The 20,704-nt window shown below is 55.9% G+C and carries 16 protein-coding genes; 9 read left to right on the top strand and 7 right to left on the bottom strand.

Features of this window, described 5'->3' with window-relative positions:
• Positions 1 to 619: 619 nt before the first annotated feature.
• From BQ5456_RS07805 to BQ5456_RS07830, 6 genes are read right to left on the bottom strand one after another with little or no spacing between them, the layout of a single operon-like run.
• Positions 620 to 3,262, bottom strand: coding sequence for a DEAD/DEAH box helicase (locus BQ5456_RS07805; RefSeq protein ID WP_235858556.1), 2,643 nt, complete (start codon positions 3,260 to 3,262; stop codon positions 620 to 622).
• Positions 3,255 to 4,175 (bottom strand): HamA C-terminal domain-containing protein, encoded by a 921-nt coding sequence (locus tag BQ5456_RS07810; protein ID WP_071129486.1) that lies wholly within the window; start codon positions 4,173 to 4,175, stop codon positions 3,255 to 3,257. The genes BQ5456_RS07805 and BQ5456_RS07810 overlap by 8 nt, the downstream gene beginning before the upstream one ends.
• Before the next feature lie 31 nt (positions 4,176 to 4,206).
• A complete protein-coding gene (locus tag BQ5456_RS07815; RefSeq protein WP_071129487.1) occupies positions 4,207 to 6,849 on the bottom strand; it encodes a DEAD/DEAH box helicase family protein in 2,643 nt (880 codons plus the stop codon).
• A 12-nt stretch (positions 6,850 to 6,861) separates the two neighbouring features.
• Positions 6,862 to 8,820, bottom strand: a complete 1,959-nt coding sequence (locus tag BQ5456_RS07820) for a site-specific DNA-methyltransferase (protein WP_071129488.1) — start codon at positions 8,818 to 8,820, stop codon at positions 6,862 to 6,864.
• Entirely contained in the window at positions 8,820 to 9,050 is a 231-nt protein-coding gene (locus tag BQ5456_RS07825; RefSeq protein ID WP_062613108.1) for a helix-turn-helix domain-containing protein, read from the bottom strand. Before BQ5456_RS07825 ends, BQ5456_RS07820 begins: the two co-directional genes overlap by 1 nt.
• Positions 9,051 to 9,055: 5 nt before the next feature.
• Positions 9,056 to 9,904, bottom strand: a complete 849-nt coding sequence (locus tag BQ5456_RS07830) for an NBR1-Ig-like domain-containing protein (protein WP_071129489.1) — start codon at positions 9,902 to 9,904, stop codon at positions 9,056 to 9,058.
• Between the two features lie 731 nt (positions 9,905 to 10,635).
• Here BQ5456_RS07830 and BQ5456_RS07835 point away from each other — a divergent pair.
• The 6 genes from BQ5456_RS07835 (at position 10,636) to BQ5456_RS07860 (ending at position 15,723) form a co-directional block, all read left to right on the top strand.
• Positions 10,636 to 11,313, top strand: a complete 678-nt coding sequence (locus tag BQ5456_RS07835) for a sigma factor-like helix-turn-helix DNA-binding protein (protein ID WP_143037061.1) — start codon at positions 10,636 to 10,638, stop codon at positions 11,311 to 11,313.
• Positions 11,314 to 11,331: 18 nt separating this feature from the next.
• Positions 11,332 to 11,568, top strand: a complete 237-nt coding sequence (locus BQ5456_RS07840) for a hypothetical protein (protein WP_062613111.1) — start codon at positions 11,332 to 11,334, stop codon at positions 11,566 to 11,568.
• Positions 11,565 to 11,978 carry a hypothetical protein gene (locus tag BQ5456_RS07845; RefSeq protein ID WP_071129490.1) on the top strand — a complete coding sequence of 138 codons (414 nt, stop codon included), beginning with the start codon at positions 11,565 to 11,567 and terminating at the stop codon, positions 11,976 to 11,978. The genes BQ5456_RS07840 and BQ5456_RS07845 overlap by 4 nt, the downstream gene beginning before the upstream one ends.
• A complete protein-coding gene (locus BQ5456_RS07850; RefSeq protein ID WP_062613115.1) occupies positions 11,965 to 13,101 on the top strand; it encodes a DUF2800 domain-containing protein in 1,137 nt (378 codons plus the stop codon). The genes BQ5456_RS07845 and BQ5456_RS07850 overlap by 14 nt, the downstream gene beginning before the upstream one ends.
• 22 nt (positions 13,102 to 13,123) lie before the next feature.
• Positions 13,124 to 13,678 (top strand): DUF2815 family protein, encoded by a 555-nt coding sequence (locus BQ5456_RS07855; protein WP_062613117.1) that lies wholly within the window; start codon positions 13,124 to 13,126, stop codon positions 13,676 to 13,678.
• A 77-nt stretch (positions 13,679 to 13,755) separates the two neighbouring features.
• Complete coding sequence (locus tag BQ5456_RS07860) at positions 13,756 to 15,723, top strand: DNA polymerase (protein WP_071129491.1); 1,968 nt, start codon at positions 13,756 to 13,758, stop codon at positions 15,721 to 15,723.
• On the opposite strand, the gene BQ5456_RS07865 is transcribed toward BQ5456_RS07860, so the two are convergent.
• Positions 15,720 to 16,640 carry an Abi family protein gene (locus BQ5456_RS07865; protein WP_235858557.1) on the bottom strand — a complete coding sequence of 307 codons (921 nt, stop codon included), beginning with the start codon at positions 16,638 to 16,640 and terminating at the stop codon, positions 15,720 to 15,722. The genes BQ5456_RS07860 and BQ5456_RS07865 overlap by 4 nt on opposite strands.
• 504 nt (positions 16,641 to 17,144) lie before the next feature.
• On the opposite strand from BQ5456_RS07865, the gene BQ5456_RS07870 reads away from it, so the two are divergent.
• Genes BQ5456_RS07870 through BQ5456_RS07880 form a run of 3 tightly spaced genes read left to right on the top strand, consistent with a single transcriptional unit; the run spans position 17,145 to position 20,601 of the window.
• Positions 17,145 to 17,909 (top strand): phage antirepressor, encoded by a 765-nt coding sequence (locus tag BQ5456_RS07870; RefSeq protein WP_062613122.1) that lies wholly within the window; start codon positions 17,145 to 17,147, stop codon positions 17,907 to 17,909.
• On the top strand, positions 17,906 to 18,343 hold the full coding sequence (locus BQ5456_RS07875; protein ID WP_062613124.1) for a DUF7768 domain-containing protein: 438 nt from the start codon (positions 17,906 to 17,908) through the stop codon (positions 18,341 to 18,343). The genes BQ5456_RS07870 and BQ5456_RS07875 overlap by 4 nt, the downstream gene beginning before the upstream one ends.
• On the top strand, positions 18,340 to 20,601 hold the full coding sequence (locus BQ5456_RS07880) for a phage/plasmid primase, P4 family (RefSeq protein ID WP_062613126.1): 2,262 nt from the start codon (positions 18,340 to 18,342) through the stop codon (positions 20,599 to 20,601). Before BQ5456_RS07875 ends, BQ5456_RS07880 begins: the two co-directional genes overlap by 4 nt.
• The last annotated feature ends 103 nt before the right edge of the window (positions 20,602 to 20,704 follow it).

A 20,704-nucleotide genomic window follows, 5' to 3' on the forward strand; every position in this document is an offset into this window, starting at 1 on the left:
AAGATGGGAGCAGCGGTTATGCGGTGGTACGAGAATCCCGATCTGTACTGGGTTATTGGTTGCTGCTTAGCGGGTTGTAGTGGAGTTTTCGCGGTACTACTGTTCTGCGGTGCAGTCAGCGTTATTACTGGTGTAGCTAATATTCTTTCTACTTTAGCTCTCGCGATTACCTGTTATGTTTTGTGCTATCGCTTCAAACGTTCTGCACCTGACTCAGATGAAAACTAAGTAAACTGTGCCACTATAAGTAAACTGTGCCACTAGAAGAGGTCATTCTGAGATCCAGTTCGGGTGAGTGCCAGAAGCAGCTCGCTTCGAGCGGGTGTTCCGTCGCTGCGCTCCCTACGACCCTTCCTCACTCCGGTCACAAGCATTCAAGCGCGTTCCGCGCTTGTGCTTGCACCTCCGTTCGGAGACTTAGACGTCGAAAATGATAAAAGCCGCATGAGCCCTTGAACCCCTGTTGAGCAGGGGTTTTGTCGTTTCTGAGGCTGTTCGTTGGGGTGCTGGACGTCCGGTGATCTGGTGCTCGTCGCCATGACGTCCGCGCCGCAGGTGCACGTTTCTGGTTGAGGGGGTCTGCTGGTGGGCTTGCGTTAGCGGGTACCTAGTGCGGGGGTTAGAACATAAAAGCTGGCATCGAGAAGGCTTCTGGCACGTTGTATCTGATTTCGTTGGCTTCTTTGCGGACGTTGATGTTCGAGCTTTCGAGGAGAATCGGGTTCAGGTAGGGCTTTCCTTCGTGAAGGAAGATCGCATTGAAGACGTTGGTTCGAATGTAGGTGGCGCTCTCGCGGGTGAATCCGAGTCGTTGGAGAAGGATGGTTTCCTGCTTTGTCGTGCCGTATTCGATGTACTCGTACCAGTCGTTGTCGAACTGCTCTTTTCCGTGGACCTTCTTGTATTCGTTGGAGAATTTGAGGAAGTAGTTCGACAGACTGAAGAGGATGACATCTTCAAGAACTTTCAGGATTTCACTGATAACGATGTTGCGGTGCTGGAGCGTGTTCTCGTAACGGATCTCTCCTTGCCCTTTGATGTAGAGCGTTCCTTGTTGCAGGCGGTACTGGAGGGCACGGTTCATGATCGAACGGAGTCCGTGACCTTCCATCCATTGTGTGAGTAATACGGTGTACCAGCGCAGCATCGTGAGTTGGTTGCTGTACTTATCTGTTTTTCCGAGTGTTTCGGGGTCGTAGACGCGCCATTTGAAGATTGAGGCGAGCCTTTGGAGAAACGCGAGAGTTTCGTCGTAGTTGAACTTCCCGTCCGGGGAGATGTGTGGGTATTTGAGTCCGGCTCGGACAGCTTGAGTTAAGGATTCTGCTTGGTCGACAGATACGTTGATGTCGTCGTCTTGTTGCCCTTCTCGGTGCGCGAAGGATTCGCGGATTTGGCTGACGGTTTGGTCGTCGAGGTAGTCGGAGAATTCTTCACGCACTAGGCTTTGACGTCCTGTGGTGATGTCGCGCAAGAGCATGAGGCCGAATTTGCGCTTCATGTTGTAGCGCTCGTAGCTTTCATCTCCCTTGGCGAACTCAATCTGTCCTTCTTGAAGATCAGCAACGACTCCTTGCTTCATTTTCTTGCTGATAATTTGTGAGTCAGTTTGCACAGATAGCTTCTGTGCAGGAACATTCGCTTGCAGGAGTTCCTTGGCCTGTCGCTCGGATGCAAGTTGGTCGCCCACGATGATGAATACGTTGCCGTAGAGGTTGAACTCGATACGCCCGACTCGGCCGATCAGGTTCTTAAAGTCGACTGCTGTCATTCCTGCTCTGCCGATTTTGTTGGTTGTGATGACGAGGTTGTCGGCGGGAAGGTTGACTCCTTCTAGAAGCGTGCTGGTACAAAATAGTGTCGAGATTTTACCTTCGCGGAACAGACCTTCGATGCGTTCGCGGATTGCTGGTGGAAGGTAGCCGATATGGTAGCTGACGCCTCTACGGATGAGACCACTGAGGTAGTAGTCCTCGTGGACGTCGCGTTCTATATCTTTTGCGAGAGCGTCCAAGTCTTTATCGTTGAGGTCTGCCAAACCCTGGGCATAGTCACGCGCCGCTTGCACTGCGTGATGTCGGGCAGCATGAAACACGATGGTTTGCCCACGATGATCTGAACCTCGTGATGATTCACTAACAAATCGGGTTACATCCTGTGCGGTAGCGTCCTGAGCTTGAAGCGAGGCTAGGTGCGTGAATTCTTGGGTGTGGTCGTTGTAACTGGAAATGGTGTTCTCGTGCAGGTTGACGAGGTATTTGAACTGCGCGACTGGCGAATACTGCGTTGCGACCGCGTTGGTCTCATTCTCGTCAGAGTTAGGATCAACCAGCCTTAGGAATACCTCTGGGTTGGGAATGTTGGGTGAAGCGAAGACGAAGTGCGGTGGCCTGTGGCGGTGTTGAAGGATTGTCACGGTTTGGTAGTAGAACGGGGCGCGGCTGTTCTTGCATGAGAGTTTGTGTGATTCGTCGAAAAAGACGTACTCGAATTCGATCGCAGGTTTGCCGATCAGAAGGTAAAGCAGACGTTCTGGGGTGAGTACGAAGATGAAGTTGTGATCGCCTTCGAGCACGATGTCACCGGCGGCACTGACGATTCGGTAGTTGTGTCGTTCTAGGTCTTCGCCAAGGTCAGCGATCAGTTTCGATCGGGTCTCGTTAATCAGCGCTTTTGACGGCACGATGATCGCAAAGTTGGCCTTCACCCCGGATTTGATCTGGTTGGTGATGAAGGTGCGCATGATGAAGGACTTGCCCAAGGATGTTGGGGCTGAGAAGGAAAACTTGCCGTCGGTGAGGCGGTCGTAGATTTTCTTTTGCGGCGCGAAGAACTTCATCGTTTTGTCACCGGGCACGGTGAGGTACTCGGCCTGGTAAGCATTGAATGCGGCGTCAAGGATGCCTGCATCGGAAGTCACGCCCAACTGCTTCAGGCCTGGGTAGTTGCCTAACGTGGTGAAGATTGCAGGTACATATGCTTTCGTTCGCGCATCTTGTGGGTAGAGGATGTGGCACAGGAGTGCGATTTCTTGCGCCCACACCCTATGCCGGTCACGGTTGGTGGGGTGGGTTGATTTCGAGAGCAGGTCTGCGAACCGCAGGGCTGCTTCAAGATCCACGTCGTATGGTTGACGATTCGCCAGCCCCAACCGATGTAAGCCGTAGTTGTGGAGCAGGTTTGCGTACAGCTGTTTGAGGAATTCGTTGGAGTCGATGTCGGAAAATACGAGATCGCCGACGGTTACTTGCTTGTCAGACATGGCTACCACCTGGCCCGTCCACGAGCCCATCCATGATTGCGACCGCGTCAACGTCTACTTCATTGAGGGGCAAAACGTAAATGTAGAACGAGTAGTTATCTAGGTTTCGGGTGTTGATCTCGTTGGCGATCATTTGGGCGTGCGCTGCGATATCACCCTGCATTTTCTGATCGAGTGCAGACCGATACTGCTGGTTGCCATAGTTTTTCGGATCTAAACCGATGTCGTAGCCCAGGAACATCGAATAGGCAGTATCGAACACGGGTGCCCCACCCGGCTTCGGGATTAGCAGATCTTTCACGTAGCTTGCTGTTGCTGGGTCGAGGGTCTTGGTGAACACGGTCTGCTCGGCGAGCTGAACCTCGTCTGAGCGATTCTGTTCTATATCTACAACGCGGTCGAATGCTGCAGTGATAGCATCCCCAATGTTGCCGACCACGCTGGAGGTTCCAAACACGATACTGCTGGTGGTTCGCTGACCGTCTGGTGTGAGTAGGTGGATGGCGTCACAGCGGCTGTGGATCTGACCTCGGGCCTGGTTGAGCTCGATCTTGCTCAGCACTTTGGGTGCTTCGAGGATTTGTTCGAGCAGGACGTAGAGCAAGATTTCGCCCAGCCCCATGCCGTCTTGTTGTGAACGCATCCGGTTCACCGCGTCGAGAGCGACCTCTTCGAGATCGTCTCGTTGCTTATAGCCTTCGTATTCGGCGCGGGAGAAGACGTAGCGTCCAACGTTGCGTTTGAGGAACTTGACGAGGGCTGTGTGGTCGAAGCGGTTGTTTTGGACAGACAGGTGGAACAGGCGTAACTGTTCGTCGTTTCGAAGACCTAACATGTTCGAATGCGCCACCTCGGTGAACGTGGACGCAAACGTGTCACCGCGCAGCGTTGGCGTGATCGTTGCCTGTGCCATCTCGTCTTCTCCCAAGAGGTGTCCTTCCCGCCTACAGCTTTTCGAGGATACGCACGAGCTCCGACAAAGTAACCGCCCCGTCAGGTGGAGTGACGCCATCTTCGAAGACCATGTAGTAGCGATAACCATTGCCAGACATGTTCGCCCACGCCCGCCCGAGCCTGATCTTGCGGTTAGAATCGTCGTTCTTCAAATGCTCGCCCTTGGTCTCGACAACCACGATGGTGCCGCTGGTGGTCATCACGACGAAATCTGGGTAGTGGTTGAACGGCCCGTTGAGGCAAAAGCCCTTGCGTTCAATGACACGGTGCCACCAGCGAACGTTGTCCATTCCAGAGAAGCGACCAGCGAGTTCGAGCTCAAAGCCGTTCATCTTGTCTTCGGCCTCATACAGGGAGCCGCCAATCAGGGAGGAAGCATGAACGGGCTGGATCGCTTTCGGGAACGCATAGAGCGGTTGAACATCAACGCGGCGGGTCTCGATGTCCTCATAGAACCTCTTGACCTTGTGCGCTTCCAAAAGACCGTCAATTTTCTGTTTGACCTTGCTTGCTACCGCATGCGGGTGTTCTTGATAGGTCAGCAGTTGCTCGGTGCCGAAGGCCTCAACCATCCGCACGATGTATGCGCGCAAGTCAGAGTCAGTGATCGAATTGATCGGTTTGATCCGTTGGTAGATCGCTTCAGCTGTGTTACGTTTTTGTCCTTCGATGCTCAGTTTCGAGAAGTGTTCGCGCATGAACTTTTGGTCGGTGCTCGACATCCGGAAGGCTTTAGGAACCTCGGAGTCCTTTCGCACGTCGATCTTGTACATCTGTTCATCTGCCGTCGACAAGTCGATATCGATGTCTTTCGTAGCCAAGTCGAAGTCACCTGCTAGTGCCTCGTGCTTGAGCTCGTTGTATCCCTCATGAGCGGTCGGGAACAATGCTGATCCGGGTTCTTGGATGACGAATTGGGGAAGGCGAAGGGTTTCGATCTCGTCAGCGAATTCGGGGTTGACGAAGCTCGTGTCCACAGCATCCTCCAAATCCGAGGGAACGTAACCCTCACCCATCTGGGCGGCTTCTTCGGCCTCCTGCTCATAGTCCGCACCCTGCTGAGCCGCCTGCTCGATCATCGAAGCAACCGTCAGATCCGGCGAAGGCTCTGGTGAACTAGCGGATTCTTCGCGCGCATCCAGATCAGCTGCAACCTGTTCTTCATCGAACTCCAGGAACTCTTCAACGTCCATACCTTCCACTGAGTCTGACGACGTAGGGGCAGGTTTGCTGGACTGGTTCGCACCAGTGAAGTCGAAAGCTACTTGATCGGCTGTACGGAAGTCGCGCTTGGAGAATCCGGCACTGTTGAGCCCTGCAACGATCTGTTTGAGCGTGACGCCGAAATCGTTCGAGGAGGTCAACACGTAACTCATGTTTAACAACGTATTCGGCTGCTTCTTCGCGTGGGGTTGGCGCAGAACACGGCCAAGGATCTGTTCAACATCAACCTGGCTGGTTTTGTTCGCCAACGACGCCAGAATGTAGGCGAAGGGGCAGTCCCAACCTTCCTTCAACGCGTTCACGGTGATGATGAACCTGATCGGACACTCCTCGCTGAGCAGATCCACGCCCTTGAGCTCGTTTACGTCGGCGGTCTTGATCGCGATCTGCTCTGCAGGAATACCAGCCTTAACCAGCTTGTCACGCAGCCGCTCAAACGAAGTCGCATCCTCGCTCGTCTTCGGCTGAGCCTGGAACAACACGATCGGGCGAATATAAGCGCCACCATTCTCATACTGCTGTGTAGCGGCGACCTCTAGAGAACGGCGAAGATCGATCGCATCCGTAACAACATCCTTTTGCGAGGACCGGTTATACGCAATGACCGGAAGTTTAACCATGCTCTCGTTCTTGAGCGAGAGCGCATCCACATACGAGATCACGTTCGCTTGCCGCTTCGGGGTCGCGGTCAAATCAAGAATGAACGCTGGGTTAAAATTCGTGAGCATCTCTTGGCTTAACGTGCTCGTCGCGTGATGCGACTCATCCACGATCACCACCGGATTCAACTGGTTAATCACCTGAAACAAAGCCGTCTCATCCGCGTTCTCGATCAGCTGCTCCGGGGCACCAAACGCAGTCGAGAACGACGCCAGATTCCCATTGGCCTGGTATGCCTTGCGCCCGTCCTTTGTCCGTGAGCGGAACGAGTCATACGAGAGCACCATCACCGACAACTGCTCAGCCACCGTCGACGGGCTGAAATTCTGCCCCGCCAGCAGCTCTTCCTTCGAATACACCTCAACCCGGCCACCAAAATCAGTATTCAACTTCTGCCGATACGGGTGCGAGGAATTCTTCAACGCCGCCAACGTCTGCGTCAAAATCGAATCCGACGGCACCAGCCACACCACAGCCTGTTTCCGCGTCGGCGGCAAAGCCTCAAAAATCGGCTTCACCGACGCACACGCCAAAAACGTCTTCCCACCACCAGTTGGGACCTTGTAACACACGTGCGGAACACCATCGATCACATTCTGGTAGCCCGGCATCTGCAGGGTGCCAACCTCAATCTGGCGAGACTCCCAAAACATCTTGAAAGCCTCGCTCAGAGTGGGCTGCTCGTTAAGCTGGGTGAGGTAATCCTCCAGATCGGCAATCACCCGGTTTTGATACTTCTTCAACTCCATGACCAACACTCCTTAGAGACGGGTGATATCCCGAGGGATCTTCTTGAACGTGATATTCAGCGAGCGCAGCTCCTCATCCGACAACAAACAGGTATCGGCATAAATCACATACGAACTAGCCGCACACTCGATCGGGATAGAAGCCAGATAGCCACGATCCAAACTCGTCACACGATCCGGCTCATACACGAAAAACAACGACGCATCCTCATGCCGACCCAGGAAATACGGATGGGCACTGGGCGGATTCGAAAACGGCTGCCCCGTTTCGGTGAACCACACATACTCACGGACCCGCTCAAGAGGAACATTGGGATTCAAATCGCCCTCAACAAGAAGCGGCGCGCCAAGCTCATAGAAGGAGAAGTCACCTCCCGTACCCGAAACGTCATGGTCGTGAGACTGTGTGGCGACAACTTGTAGATAGGAGCTACCCGATTTACCTGTCACTTTCGTGGTGATCTTCGGGCGGGAGACCTTGGTGTACTTGCCCTGAGCTTCCTGGTAGATTTTGTTTGCCTCGGCGAGCAGGCCGTCGGCTTTCTTCATCGCCGTCAACGTGAGCTTGTGCTCGTACAGCGTGATCGATTCTTCTGACTCGCCCTTGTAGCCAGTGATCGCGCGACGGACACGCTCAGCAGTCACCGAGTCGGCATAATCACCTAGCTCGACAAGGATAAATGAACGCTCGCCTTTATCGGACTTGTTGACGTTGAGCACTGCATGGCCCGTCGTACCAGACCCCGCAAATGAGTCGAGGACGATGTCCCCCGGTTTAGTTGCGATCTTCAAGATCCGTTCGATGAGCCGGGTTGGCTTCGGAGTATCAAACGCGACACGGCCGTCAAAGATCGCACGGATCTCCTTCTTCGCCTCATCCGTATGACCGGCAACCTCGTATGGCCAGAAGTTCGTCGGTAGCAGCCCACCCACACTATCGAGGTATGTCTTGCGACGGACGCCACCTTCGCCGCCTTTGGTGAAGTAGAAGCGAGGCCACTGGCCGCGTTCATACACTGCGCGCGCATCGGCTTGAGCTTCCTCCAACGGTTTCGCTAATACGAGACCCAAAACGCCGGGCTTCACTTCATCAGCAGGTACGCCACACACCCGTGCGCGCTTCGCAGCGTCATCGAGATCCTTCAACTCATAGGCAGTCCAACCAGAAAATATGCGGAACATCTCCGGTTGTTCATAACGCCAACAATTCCCAGTGCCCGGATAGATCATTGCTCCCGTAAATGGGTGTTGAATCGCGTAGACCATGCCCTGGTGTGTAGCTGCTCCCGGAGCGAATGCATCTGAGCTCGTCCAAGCAGTCCTATCGCCGTCAGGATTACTGTACTTATCATCCATTTCGGCTGTGCGTTCGAGCTTGTTGGGGTTCCAGTCGGGCTGTTTGGAGAACGCGAATAAGTGCTCAACCTCGGCAGGGATTCCTTTGGAATCGTTACGGGTCGAATAGGTGCGCTGCCACGAAATATCAGCCACGAAACAACGAGCCCCAAAGATCTCGTCACACATAGCCTTCAGGTGGGCAGCCTCATTGTCGTCGATCGAAATAAAAATAGCACCAGTCGGTGCAAGCAGCCGCTGCAGCAGGCGCAGGCGCGGGTACATCATGCACAACCACTTGTCATGGCGGGAGAGGTCTTCGCCTTCTTTGCCGACGACTTCACCGAGCCATTTCTTGATTCGTGGGTCGTTGACGGCGTCGTTGTAGATCCAGCCTTCGTTGCCTGTGTTATAGGGAGGATCGATGTAGATACAGTCGACTTTTCCTTCATAGCGAGGCAGGAGCGCTTTGAGGGCTTCGAGGTTGTCACCGTGAATAATCATGTTCTGGGAGCCGTTATCCTCCTGATGTTGCCCGTGCTCGTTGTAGGAGTATTGGCGGTCGAGGACGCGGTAGGGAACGTCGAGGTGGTGGGTGATCACCTTGTCTTTGCCGACCCAGTTCAGTTCTGGCATTAGCGTTCCTCCTTAGGCTCGTGAGTGTTGTTGGGATGTGGTTCTTCTGCGGCTTGACCGGTGCGGACCCATTCGTCGATTTCTGAGAGTTTGAATTTCCAGACCCTGCCGACTTTGTAGGCGGGAAGATTGTGCGTCACGATCCATTTCGTGATGGTTTCCCGGCGCACACCGAGGTGAGCTTGTGCTTCTTTCATGGTGACCCAGTTTTCTAATTCAGCTTCGCTCATCATCCCTACCTTGTCGAGTGAAGATCCGGGTTAATAACTGTGGCATCGACATTGAATGTTGTAGTCGCTTGAGGGAAGCAGTTCTCGCCTTCCTGGTTGCGCATTTCCCAGTGGCTTGAGGCCGCCCCTTCATAGCCTTGCGCCCGAAACGTGCAAGAAATCTTGATGAACTTTCTTGTCGCTGGTGGGCTTTCAGGAATGGCGATTTGTTTGGTGCCGACGGGTCGTATTCGCGGGTCTGTTGGATTCGTACAGACGAGTGTCCGACTGGTCCAGTCGATGCTGCCAACGTTGCGCAGTGTCCATGTGTGAGTGAACTCGGCCCAAAATCCTGGCTTGTGTTTTTGCAGTGCGGGCGGTTCCGTCACGTCGACGCGATCTCCTTGATAGAGCGGCTGCGGTGCAGGGTTGATCTCGTCTGGTTCCTGGCCTTCAAGGCGAAGTCGGTAGCAGTGTTCGAGGACATCGCAATGGTTTGGATCGTGGATGATCGCGTCGAACCAATCTGTGAGTGCCCAAATGAACGCTTCTGGTTCGATAGTGAGGGTTGAGGGCAGCCCGGCGTCTTTGCCGACTTCTTGGCAACGATCATCCAACGTGCGCTTCGTGCTTGGGAGGGGCCTCAGGTGGCTAAGAAGGAAATCATGCAAAGATTTCTTGTTCACCGGCGTTGAAAATGATTCGTATTGCGGTTCGGAGATCGGTTTTGCTCCGGTGAAGATCTTGCGTGCGTACTCGTCATCTAACCGCTCTGCGCTGCCAGCGTGTTGGAATACGGCTTGGACGAATTTTGCCTGGTTAGTGATGGGACTCTTCCGCTTATAAACAGCGCGACAAAACTCGGGCAAACCCATATGCGTCACGCTCCTCTATGCCGAGTCCCAAAACTAGTCCCAGAAGTCCCAGTTTTTGCTTCCCTCACCGATCTGAAGTCCCAAAACCACAGCGTTTGATGAGTATGTGAGCAAAACACGAGCCGACGAGACGAGCAACTGTCATCTCATTATCGCACGCCGACTCGCGCGAACGCTCATGAACACGCACCAAGTGGTGGTGGGTGTCGTAGCGAGAGCGAAGGAGGTGAAGAGCGTGGGTAGGAACCGTAAGCAGACATCGCGTGCTGTGGCACGCAAGGCATCAGCTGTGCTGCGCGATGGCCGTTCTTCGGCGCGGACCAAGTCCGTTGCCGCCTCGGCATTAGCGCAGACTAAGCCGTCCAAGCGCGGCAAGTAGTCGTACACAGCCCACTCGGTTTCGACACAGTTCGGACCGGGTGGGTGGGGACGGTAGTGCTGGTGGCCACCGGCACTGACGTTCTCCAAGCCTGAGCGTGATTGTTCGGGAGCTCATCTGGCGGATGAGCAAGCCCTATGGCGGGTGCAGGCCGTGGGGGTTAGACAAACAAATCACTAGTGAGACCTGCTCTGGGAGCGCTCGGCGGGTCACCTCACCCAACCCCTCTTTGCTGAGGGGCGTGTGGGGTGGCTCGCCTTTGTCGTCTTCCTAGCAGTTCTCACTAGTGATCTGAGCCAAACAGATCAGGTCTCCACATCACCGGGATTCCCGGAGAAATGGAGATCCTTCGATGAAGGTCACCTTCAGGCACGAAGCAGATAACAACAAGAACGAGTCCATCACTGACACTTTCGACATTGACCCTGGCGAGTTCGCTCTCATGATCGCAACCGACCGCCAGCAACGCGCCGCCACAACTGGTGTTCCACTCAACCAGGTCAAGCCCCGCACACCGCAGAAGATTCTCGACGAGTTGTGGAACGCAGAAGAAGCGGCCACGCATAAGGCGGTTCGCGCCGATCGCGGCAAGGGTAAGAAGACATGCACGTGCGGGGCTGAGTGCGGTCCTCGACGTGGATGCCGCGTCCCGAATAACAAGCCGTTTTCGTATGAGCAGATGCTCGACATCGACCTTGATCCAGCTTCACCGGGTATCAGCGCTGAAGACCAGGTCATCGAACGCGAGGACAGCGTCGAGCACACCCGTGAGCTCGAGGCTATGCGTGGCGTCATCGCTGGTTTGGATCCTCAGCATCATGAGGTGATGACGCGCCTTCTTGCAACCGACAAGCTCAATCAGGCGCAGGTGGCACGCGATATGGGGTTGACCCGTGCTCGGGTATCGCAGCTAGTGGCAGAGGTAAAACCGCTGATTCGACAGGCGGTTGAGGATGCCCGATTTAACACTTTCGGTGGTGTCGGCAGTGGGGTGAAAGGGAGAAGCCAACCGGGCTACTCCCACAAATGAGGAAGAAAGGTAAGCCCGATGGCTCGACATAGTCTCAAGCTTCATATTGCCCGGCGTATCCCTGACGACCCCGGAATCGTCGCAACTAAGAACGTGACGCTGCGTGAACGGTTCATGCGCCTACTGCTTGGTAGCCCGCGCAAAGTCATGATTCTTGTTCCTGGTGATTCGGTCAAGCAGATCGACATCACCGAAAACACCGATGACGACCTCATGGCATTGGCTGATGCTCTCAAGACGGGTGAGTCCAAATGATGATGTCACAGCTCAATGCCTTTATTCGTGATGGGAACCAGGCGCTGCGGTCGCTCGCCGATTTGCTTGCGCGGGCTCAGCAGATCGTTGAGGAGAGTTTCGAAGACCACGCAGGAATGCCTGGTGAACGCCCAGAGCTTGCCCTGCAGATCAAGGAACCCTTCGAAACCATCCCAGCTGTGCACAGCCAGCCAGAACTACTCGCGGACGAGCCGGAGGTTGAACCTGAACCGGTAGTGGCGCTCGAAGAAGTACGTGCTTTTCTTTCCGAGCTCTCAGCGCAAGGCCACACCGCAAAGGTTCGTGAGCTGATCGTCGAGGCTGGTGCGGACAAGCTCTCAGCGGTGGATCCGTCGAAGTTCGGCTGGCTGCTCGAACAGGCGAAGGAGATTGCTAATGACACCGTCTGACCACGCCCTCCTCTCGGCATCTGGGGCACACAGGTGGCTCAACTGCACACCTTCAGCTCGGCTCGAATCGGATGAGCCGGAGTCAACGTCTGCTGCTGCTGAGCAAGGAACCGCCGCTCATGCCTTGGCGGAGCACAAACTCCGCAGGGCTCTCAAGCAGCGCTCGAAGCGTCCGGTCTCGGCCTGGATTGATGACGAGATGGAAACCTTGACCGACGACTATGTGTCGTTTGTGCAAGAACACATCTCCATCGCCCAGGAGACCTGTGGCGATCCGCAGGTGCTGATCGAACAGCGCCTGGACTTCTCCCACATTGTTCCTGGCAGTTTTGGCACCGGGGATTGCGTGATCATCGCCGAACCCACCTTGCAGATCATTGATCTCAAATACGGGCAAGGCGTGTTGGTTGAAGCCGTGAACAACCCGCAGTTGATGCTGTATGCGCTCGGTGCGCTCCACGCTTTCGGGAGCCTGTACGACATCGAGACGGTATCAGTGACGATCTATCAGCCGCGCCGGGCGAACGTCGACACCTGGGAAATCTCTGTTGCCGAGCTCGAACAGTGGGCTGAAACCGAGGTGAAACCGAAAGCTGAGCTGGCCTCGGCTGGTGAGGGTGAGTTTTGTCCGGGCTCGTGGTGTCAGTTCTGTCGTATCGCGCCAACGTGTCGAGCACGAGCCGAAGCCAACCTTCAACTTGCCAAGCTCGAGTTCGTCCCACCGGCCGAGCTGAGTGATGCGGAGATTGCTGACGTGCTCACGAGGATTCCGCAGCTCAAAACGTGGGCATCCGACGTGGAAGCCTACGCGCTTTCCAAGGCTGTCAATCAGGGTGTGGTCTTTGAGGGGTTCAAGCTCGTCGCAGGCAGGTCGGTACGCAAATACACCTCCGAGAAAGACGTCGCTGCGGCGGCTGAGGCGGCTGGTTATAGGGACATCTGGGATCGCAAGCTCATCACCCTCACAGCCATGGAAAAGCTGATGGGTAAACCCGCCTTCAACGAGATCCTCGGTGATCTCGTGACCAAACCTGCAGGCAAACCCACATTGGTCCCTGCATCCGATAAACGGCCAGCGCTTGATCTGGTGAGTGCGGCCACCGATTTTCAACCCAACAAGTAACAAGTAGAAAGCAGAAAAGATCATGACAACTACAACTAATCCGACCCGTATCGTCACCGGCGAAGTTCGCCTCAGCTATGCGCATGTGTGGGAGCCGAACTCCATCCAGGGAGGCAAACCCAAGTACTCCGTCTCCCTGATCATCCCCAAGTCCGACACCGCCACCATTGCCGCGATCGAGAAGGCCATCGACGCCGCGATCGACGCCGGGACGGCCAAGTTTGGTGGTAAGCGACCCAACAAGGCCGCCCTCAAGCTCCCGTTGCGTGACGGAGATATTGAGCGCGACGACGAAGCCTACAAGGGCGCCTACTTCCTCAACGCCAACTCGCTGACCGCTCCGCAGATCGTCGATCAGAGCGTCGCCCCGATCCTGGATCGCGCCGAGGTGTACTCGGGCTGCTACGCGCGCGTATCCCTGTCCTTCTATGCGTTTAACACGAACGGCAACCGCGGTATCGCCTGCGGGCTCGGGAACATTCAAAAGACCCGTGACGGCGAGAGCCTTGGCGGTGGGCGCGTGAGCGCTGAGACTGACTTCGGTGCCTTCGCCGCTGATGACGACTTCCTAAACTAATCATCCCCACACGTGGAGGGAATCAGCACATCTTGTTGGTTCCCTCCACTTTTCCTCTGTGTGAAAGGAACCCCGTCATGCGAACACTCTTCTGCGATATTGAATCTTTCAGCCCCGTCCAACTCGCCAAGACGGGTGTTTACCCGTATGCCGAGCACCCAGCCTTCGAGCTGCTTCTCTTCGGATATTCGGTCGACGGTGGACCAGTCAAAGTGGTGGATCTCGCAGGCGGACAATCAATGCCCGACGAGGTGCTGGCGGCTTTGGTGGATTCGGGTGTGGTCAAGTGGGCGCATAACGCCGCTTTCGAACGAGTCTGCCTGTCTGCCTGGCTACGCACTCATCATCCCGAGCTTCTCGACGAGGGGTTTCTTGACCCAAGGCAGTGGCGGTGCACGATGATCTGGTCCGCCTACCTCGGTCTGCCAATGAGCCTCGACGCGGTTGCCGCCGTCCTCAAACTCGACGTCCAAAAAGATTCTGCGGGGCGCAAGCTGATCAAGCAGTTCTGCACACCCGCCACACCCTCAGTCCTCAACGGTGGCAAACACAGGAACCCACCATCAGCTGACCCGACCGGGTGGGCACATTTCATTGATTACAACCGGCGCGACGTCGAAGTCGAACAAGCCATCCACGAGCGGCTCGCATCATTTCCGATGTCCGATGACGAGTGGGACACCTACGCCCTCGACCAAGCCATCAACGATGCCGGGATTCTTCTCGACCACACGCTCGTGGACAACGCTGTCGCCGTGGATGAACACCACCGCAACGCGACACTCGCTCGGGCACAGACATTGACTGGGTTGGAGAATCCGAACTCGCCCATCCAGCTCAAACAATGGCTCCGTGGTCACGGCTGCGAACTCGAATCACTAGCGAAAGCCGACGTCCATGCCGCCCTCGATACCGCCACTGGCGAGGTGAAAGAAGTCCTCGAACTGCGCGGCGACTTGGCGAAATCGAGCGTGAAGAAATACCAGGCGATGCAAAACGTCACCGGATCCGATGATCGGGCACGCGGACTCATCCAATTCTATGGAGCGGGTCGTACCGGGCGCTTCGCCGGACGCCTCGTCCAAGTCCAAAACCTCCCAAGGAACTATCTGCCTGACCTCGACCAAGCACGAACACTCGTCAGAACAGGCAACCTCGACGCACTTGAGCTGCTCTACGAGTCCGTGCCCGACACCCTCAGCCAACTCATCCGTACCGCGTTTATCCCTTCACCTGGGCACAGGTTTATCGTCGCGGACTTTTCTGCGATTGAGGCGCGTGTCATCGCATGGCTCGCAGGAGAAACCACCACCCTTCAAGCCTTCCGTGAGGGCAAAGACCTCTACTGCGAAACCGCGAGCCGTATGTTCGGCGTCCCAGTCGAGAAGCACGGCGTTAATGGTGAGCTTCGACAGAAGGGGAAGATCGCGGTGCTCGCCTGTGGTTATGGCGGCTCCGTCGGAGCGCTCAAAGCTATGGGAGCACTTACCATGGGACTCGCCGAGCACGAGCTCAAACCTATCGTCGACGCATGGCGGGCCGCCAACCCACACATCGTCCAGCTCTGGGCAGACGTTGAAGAAGCAGCCATCGCTGCGATCACCTCGCGCCAGCCGATCCGGCTCCGTAACCTGCGGTTTAGCGTCGAGTCCGGGATCCTCTTCATCAAGCTGCCCTCGGGAAGACGGCTTTCCTACATCCAGCCACGCTTAGGCGAGAACCGTTGGGGTGGGACATCCATCACCTACACCGGAACCACCACGGCACGGCGCTGGGGACAGCTCGAAACCTACGGAGGCAAACTCGTCGAGAACATCGTCCAAGCAATCGCCCGTGACCTACTCGTGGTTGGCATGCACGCAGTCGCCAAGGCAGGGCACAAGATTGTGATGCATGTTCACGACGAAATCGTCATCGACGAACCCACAAACTCGGGCTTCACCGTTGCTGACGCGTGCAAACTCATGTCCACCCTCCCAGCATGGGCCAAAGGATTACCGTTGGACGCGGATGGGTATGAGTGCGCCTATTACCGTAAGGATTAGCTGTTGATTGTCCAGATGGGATCTTGTTTCCAGCTGGGGCTGGCACCTATGTGCGTTAGATCGACGCCAGGAATTTCGGTGGGGAAACTGTCTAGGACGTCGCTGATGGCCTGTATTTCAGCGGTGAAATTTCCTCGTCGCAAGAGGAATGCGGTGAGCACCAACGCGGTGTACATACGTCCTGAAGAATGTGTCACGGCCGATAGCGTTTGGTCACTGCGGCGGTGTCTGACCAACGGACGGATGACGAGTCGCCTGTTCCATAGTCTGGCGTGGTGAGCGCATACGTTACGAACGAAATTCACGGTGCGCATCCATGATTCCAACTCGTCGGCACGTGCCAAGTACTTGTCAGCAATGCGACGACGCTGTTCGAAGGGAGCCAACGAAAACAGGGTCACGAGTTGTCCGAACTCAAGAATCTCGGTGGCCACCCACACCGGCAAACGACCGTCGTGGGTCTGGTTGTAATGCGTGACGAAATCTTCTGTAGAGCGCGACTGCGTTTGGGCTAGCTTCTGCGTAAACAGTACTGCGCGGCGATGCATTGCGCCTGACGGCCAAATCCGTTCGAGGTCGAGGTGGATAAAGGGATCGAGCTCGCCTAGCACATGGCCCACGTCAACCCGAAAGCATACTTCCAGTTCGCATAAGGCCTGCCACACAGCCAAGCGTAGCCTCTCATCAAACTCGTACAGCTCTACCACATGCCCCATACGTGCACCGAGAACGAAATGGTCCAAACGCCGCTGCGGCGAATCAGATGGAACGATCTGACGCAACGGGTAGGAGTATCCCGAAAGCCGGTAATAGCCGACAGTAGATAACTCGCGGCGGTAATCACCGGCATCCAATAGGCCACGACGAGTGAGAATATTAATCTGCTCATCGATACTGGCCCACGGTTTATCGACCACCAGCCCACCTGCTTCCAAAAACATGAAGACCGGCTCTGACCTGTCTCGGAAACCGATACAAGCGAGCCGGTACTAGTGGTAATCACTATACCGCGAAAACAACGACAGAATCAAGAACACGGCAAAGTATCACCATCAGAGAAGAAAGCTTATCCAAGACCACTAAGAAACGAGAACCGACCCTGCGCTCCCACCGAGGCGGGCAGCGGAACCGGTCATGTTGTCTAAAAGACCACCGTGTCGGCACCGCTGTAGCAAGAGAATGATGGTTCTTCCACACAGAGCACTCGAGAAATTTGTCTATGCCCCGGCGAGAATACCTGCAGATGGCTCTAACAGATAGCGCTCCACCGGGGCTTCAACACCAATCGTGCCAGAACGAGAAGCGATTGAGTACCCGTGATTTAACACTTTCGGGTTCGTCGGCAGTGGGGTGAGGCCCTTAACTCCTTGTGTCGACCGGCACGACTTTTTCTCGACGGGGTCTCGGGAAGGAACCCCGCCATGGGAAACCAGATTCAAACATTTACCAACGACGTGTTCGGCACCATTCGCACCATCACCACTGATGGTCAGATCCTTTTCTGCGGCAAGGACGTCGCCACCGCGCTCGGCTACCAGGATCCGACGAACGCGGTGAAGCTGCACTGCAAGGGGGTGGCAAATTACCACCCCCTTGAGACCGCTGGCGGACTCCAGCAGGTCCGCTTCATTACCGAAGGCGACCTCTACCGCCTCATCATCTCTTCAAAGCTCCCGGCAGCACAGAAGTTCGAAGCCTGGGTGTTCGATGAGGTGTTGCCGACGATTCGCCGCCACGGCATGTACGCATACGACGAACTCCTCGCTGACGATGAGTTCCTCGAGCATGCCATCGCCACGCTGCGTGCGGAACGGGCCAAGCGCCTGGCAGCAGAGCAAGCCTTGCTTGAAGCGGCACCGAAAGTCTCGTACTACGACCTCGTGCTGCAGTCCGATTCGTTGTTGACGACGACGGCGATTGCGAAGGACTACGGACTTTCCGCGAAGAAGCTCAACCGCATTCTGCGTGATGCTCACGTGCAGTTCCATCAGTCTGGCCGGTGGTTCCTCTACGCCAAGTACGCCGAGCAGGGATACACCCAGTCAAAGACCCACGAATACGGCGAAGGCCAGACCCGCACCCACATGTACTGGACGCAAAAGGGACGCTTGTTCATCTACGACCTGCTCAAGAACCAGCTCGGCATCCTCCCGGTCATTGAGCGTGAGGGTCAGGTGCAAGCATGAGCGCCACGACACTCGATATTGGGTTTTCGAAGAAGAACACCGAAGGCTATCTGGATCTGACGAGCTACCACGCGCTCAAAAAGCTGCAGCGCGAACAGTTTGGCTACCGGCCCTTGGTTTATATCTGCTCGCCCTACTCGGGCGACACGGAAGCGAACGTTGAGCTCGCCCGCCAATTCTGTGGATTTGCAGTGGGCGCGGGCAAGATCCCCTTCGCCCCACACCTGCTGTTCCCGCAGTTTATGGATGACGCCGATTTTGATCAGCGGGAGCTGGCGATGTTTTTCAACCGTGTGCTGCTCGCCAAATGCGAAGCCCTCTGGGCATATGTCGGACACGTCAGCCCTGGCATGCGCCTAGAGATCGGCTGGGCACGCGACCTCGAGTTGCCGATTAAGTTTTTCGATTCTGATTTCAAGGAGGTCACCCCATGACCACGCCCTTCACTCTGTTTGCTGCCACGGTTACCGGCGTGCAGAACAATAACCACTACCCAAACAGGCACCGGGTTACTGACGCGGCCTTGCTATCGGCAGCCGCTGCCTTTGATCATGTGGCCGCAACCTATGCGAATGATCGCCGCTCAACTGCAGCCTTCATAGCCTCGGACTGCGTGGTGATGGATATCGACAACGATCACACCGAAACTCCGGCCGAGTGGGTCACGCCTGAGAAGCTTGGCGAGGTGATGGCGGGTGTGGAGTTCATGGCCGCCACGTCTCGTAATCACATGAAGGCGAAGGGTGTGTTGTCTGCGCGGCCGCGTTTCCACGTTTATTTCCCAATCCGAGAAGTACAAGGCGCAGACGAATACGCAGGATTGAAACACCGCCTCGCGTCGCGGTTTGCTTTCTTCGATCGCAACGCTCTTGACGCAGGACGCTTCATCTACGGCACCTCTAACCCACAAGTTACGGTGCATGAGGGCGATCAGCTCCTCAATGCATGGTTGGACGACGCTGACGAGATCGACGTGTTCGCCGCATTTGATGCCTCCACACTCGTGATTGGTGAAGGCTCGCGCAACGCTACGTTGTCGCGCTTCGCAGGCAGGGTCCTCATCCGCTACGGCGATACCGACCAAGCACGAGACCTCTTCGATCGCAAAGCCAACCTTTGCGAACCACCGCTCAGCGAGGGCGAATTACAGGCGATTTGGAATAGCGCGTGCAGGTTTGCTTCGAAGGTCGCTGCTGATCCAGGCTATCTGCCGCCAGAGGCTTATGAGGCGTTGGCGGGTTTGCGTCCGGATGATTTTTCCGATGTCGGTCAGGCAGACACATTAGCTGGCGAGTATGCGAACAAGATCCGCTACTCGCTCGCCACCAAGTGGCTCGTCTACGACCATGGCGTGTGGGACGAGAACGACTTATCCGCACAAGGCGTCGTTCAAGAACTGACCTCCCGCCAGCTCGAGGAAGCCGACCGCTTGATCGCGTCCACGTGGGAGACCATGACAGCAACCGGCGCAGATATCGTCATGGCCTCCGCCTCGTCGAAAGCACGCGGCATCGCCAAGCTCACGCCTGTGCAAGCGACCGCGTTCCGGGCGTGGGATGAGGCAAAGAACTACCACAAGTTCGTTCTATCTCGGCGTTTGTCACGCAACATCACGGCCACGTTGAAAGAAGCCGGGCCGATCTTGCAGGTGCGTATCCGTGACCTTGACGTCGACCCCTACCTGCTCAACACCCCGGCAGGTACCTGGGATCTGCGCGACGGTAGTAGTCACAGGCACAACCCAGCCGATCTGCTGACCAAGCAGACCGCTGTCAGCCCCGGCGATGAGGGCGCACAGATTTGGGCCGACGCGCTCGACGTGTTCTTCCAAGGAGATCCTGAGTTGATTGGTTATGTGCAGCGCATTGTGGGGTTGGCGGCTATCGGTCAGGTTTTCGTCGAAGCCCTCGTCATCGCCTACGGGGACGGACGAAACGGCAAATCCACGTTTTGGAACACGATCGCCCGCGTGTTGGGGACGTATTCGGGCACGATCTCAGCTGACGCGCTCACGGTCGGGGTACGCCGCAACGTCAAACCCGAACTCGCAGAAGCCAGAGGCAAACGTCTCTTGATCGCGGCTGAAACCGAAGAAGGCATGCGCCTATCAACCTCGAACGTCAAACAGCTGGCCTCAACCGATCAGATCTCGGCAGAGAAAAAGTTCAAGGACCCCTTCGCCTTCACCCCCTCCCACACGCTCGTGCTCTACACGAACCATCTACCGCGTGTGGGAGCCATGGACGCAGGCATCTGGCGCAGGCTCATCGTCATCCCGTTCAACGCCACCATCGAAGGCGATACGGACGTGAAGAACTACGCCGACCACCTCTACGAACACGCTGGCGGGGCGATCCTTTCCTGGATCATGGAGGGAGCGCACCTCATTCACAGTGAGGGCTACAAGCTCACTCCGCCGCCTCAGGTCGTTCAAGCCTCACAGGCCTATAAGGAAGACAACGACTGGTTCTCCCAGTTCCTTGAAGACTCATGCGACGTCGAGAACGGCTTATCAGAGCGTGCCGGTGACCTCTACCAGACGTATCGAGCGTGGGCACAAAACACCTCAGGATGGGCGCGCCCGATGGTCGACTTCAACGCTGCTGTCGAACAAGCCGGATTCGTGCGGAAAAAGACCAAACACGGCATGTACGTCTACGGGCTCGCGATCGCATCCGAGTTCGGCAGCTAACCCCATGATGACGAGCTGTGACGAGCCATTCCCTACCTTACGCATGTGAAATTACATTGTGTTTTTCTCTATATAAAAGGTTAGGAACGACTCGTCACATGCC

This window comes from Varibaculum massiliense (assembly GCF_900106855.1).
GTDB lineage: Bacteria > Actinomycetota > Actinomycetes > Actinomycetales > Actinomycetaceae > Varibaculum > Varibaculum massiliense.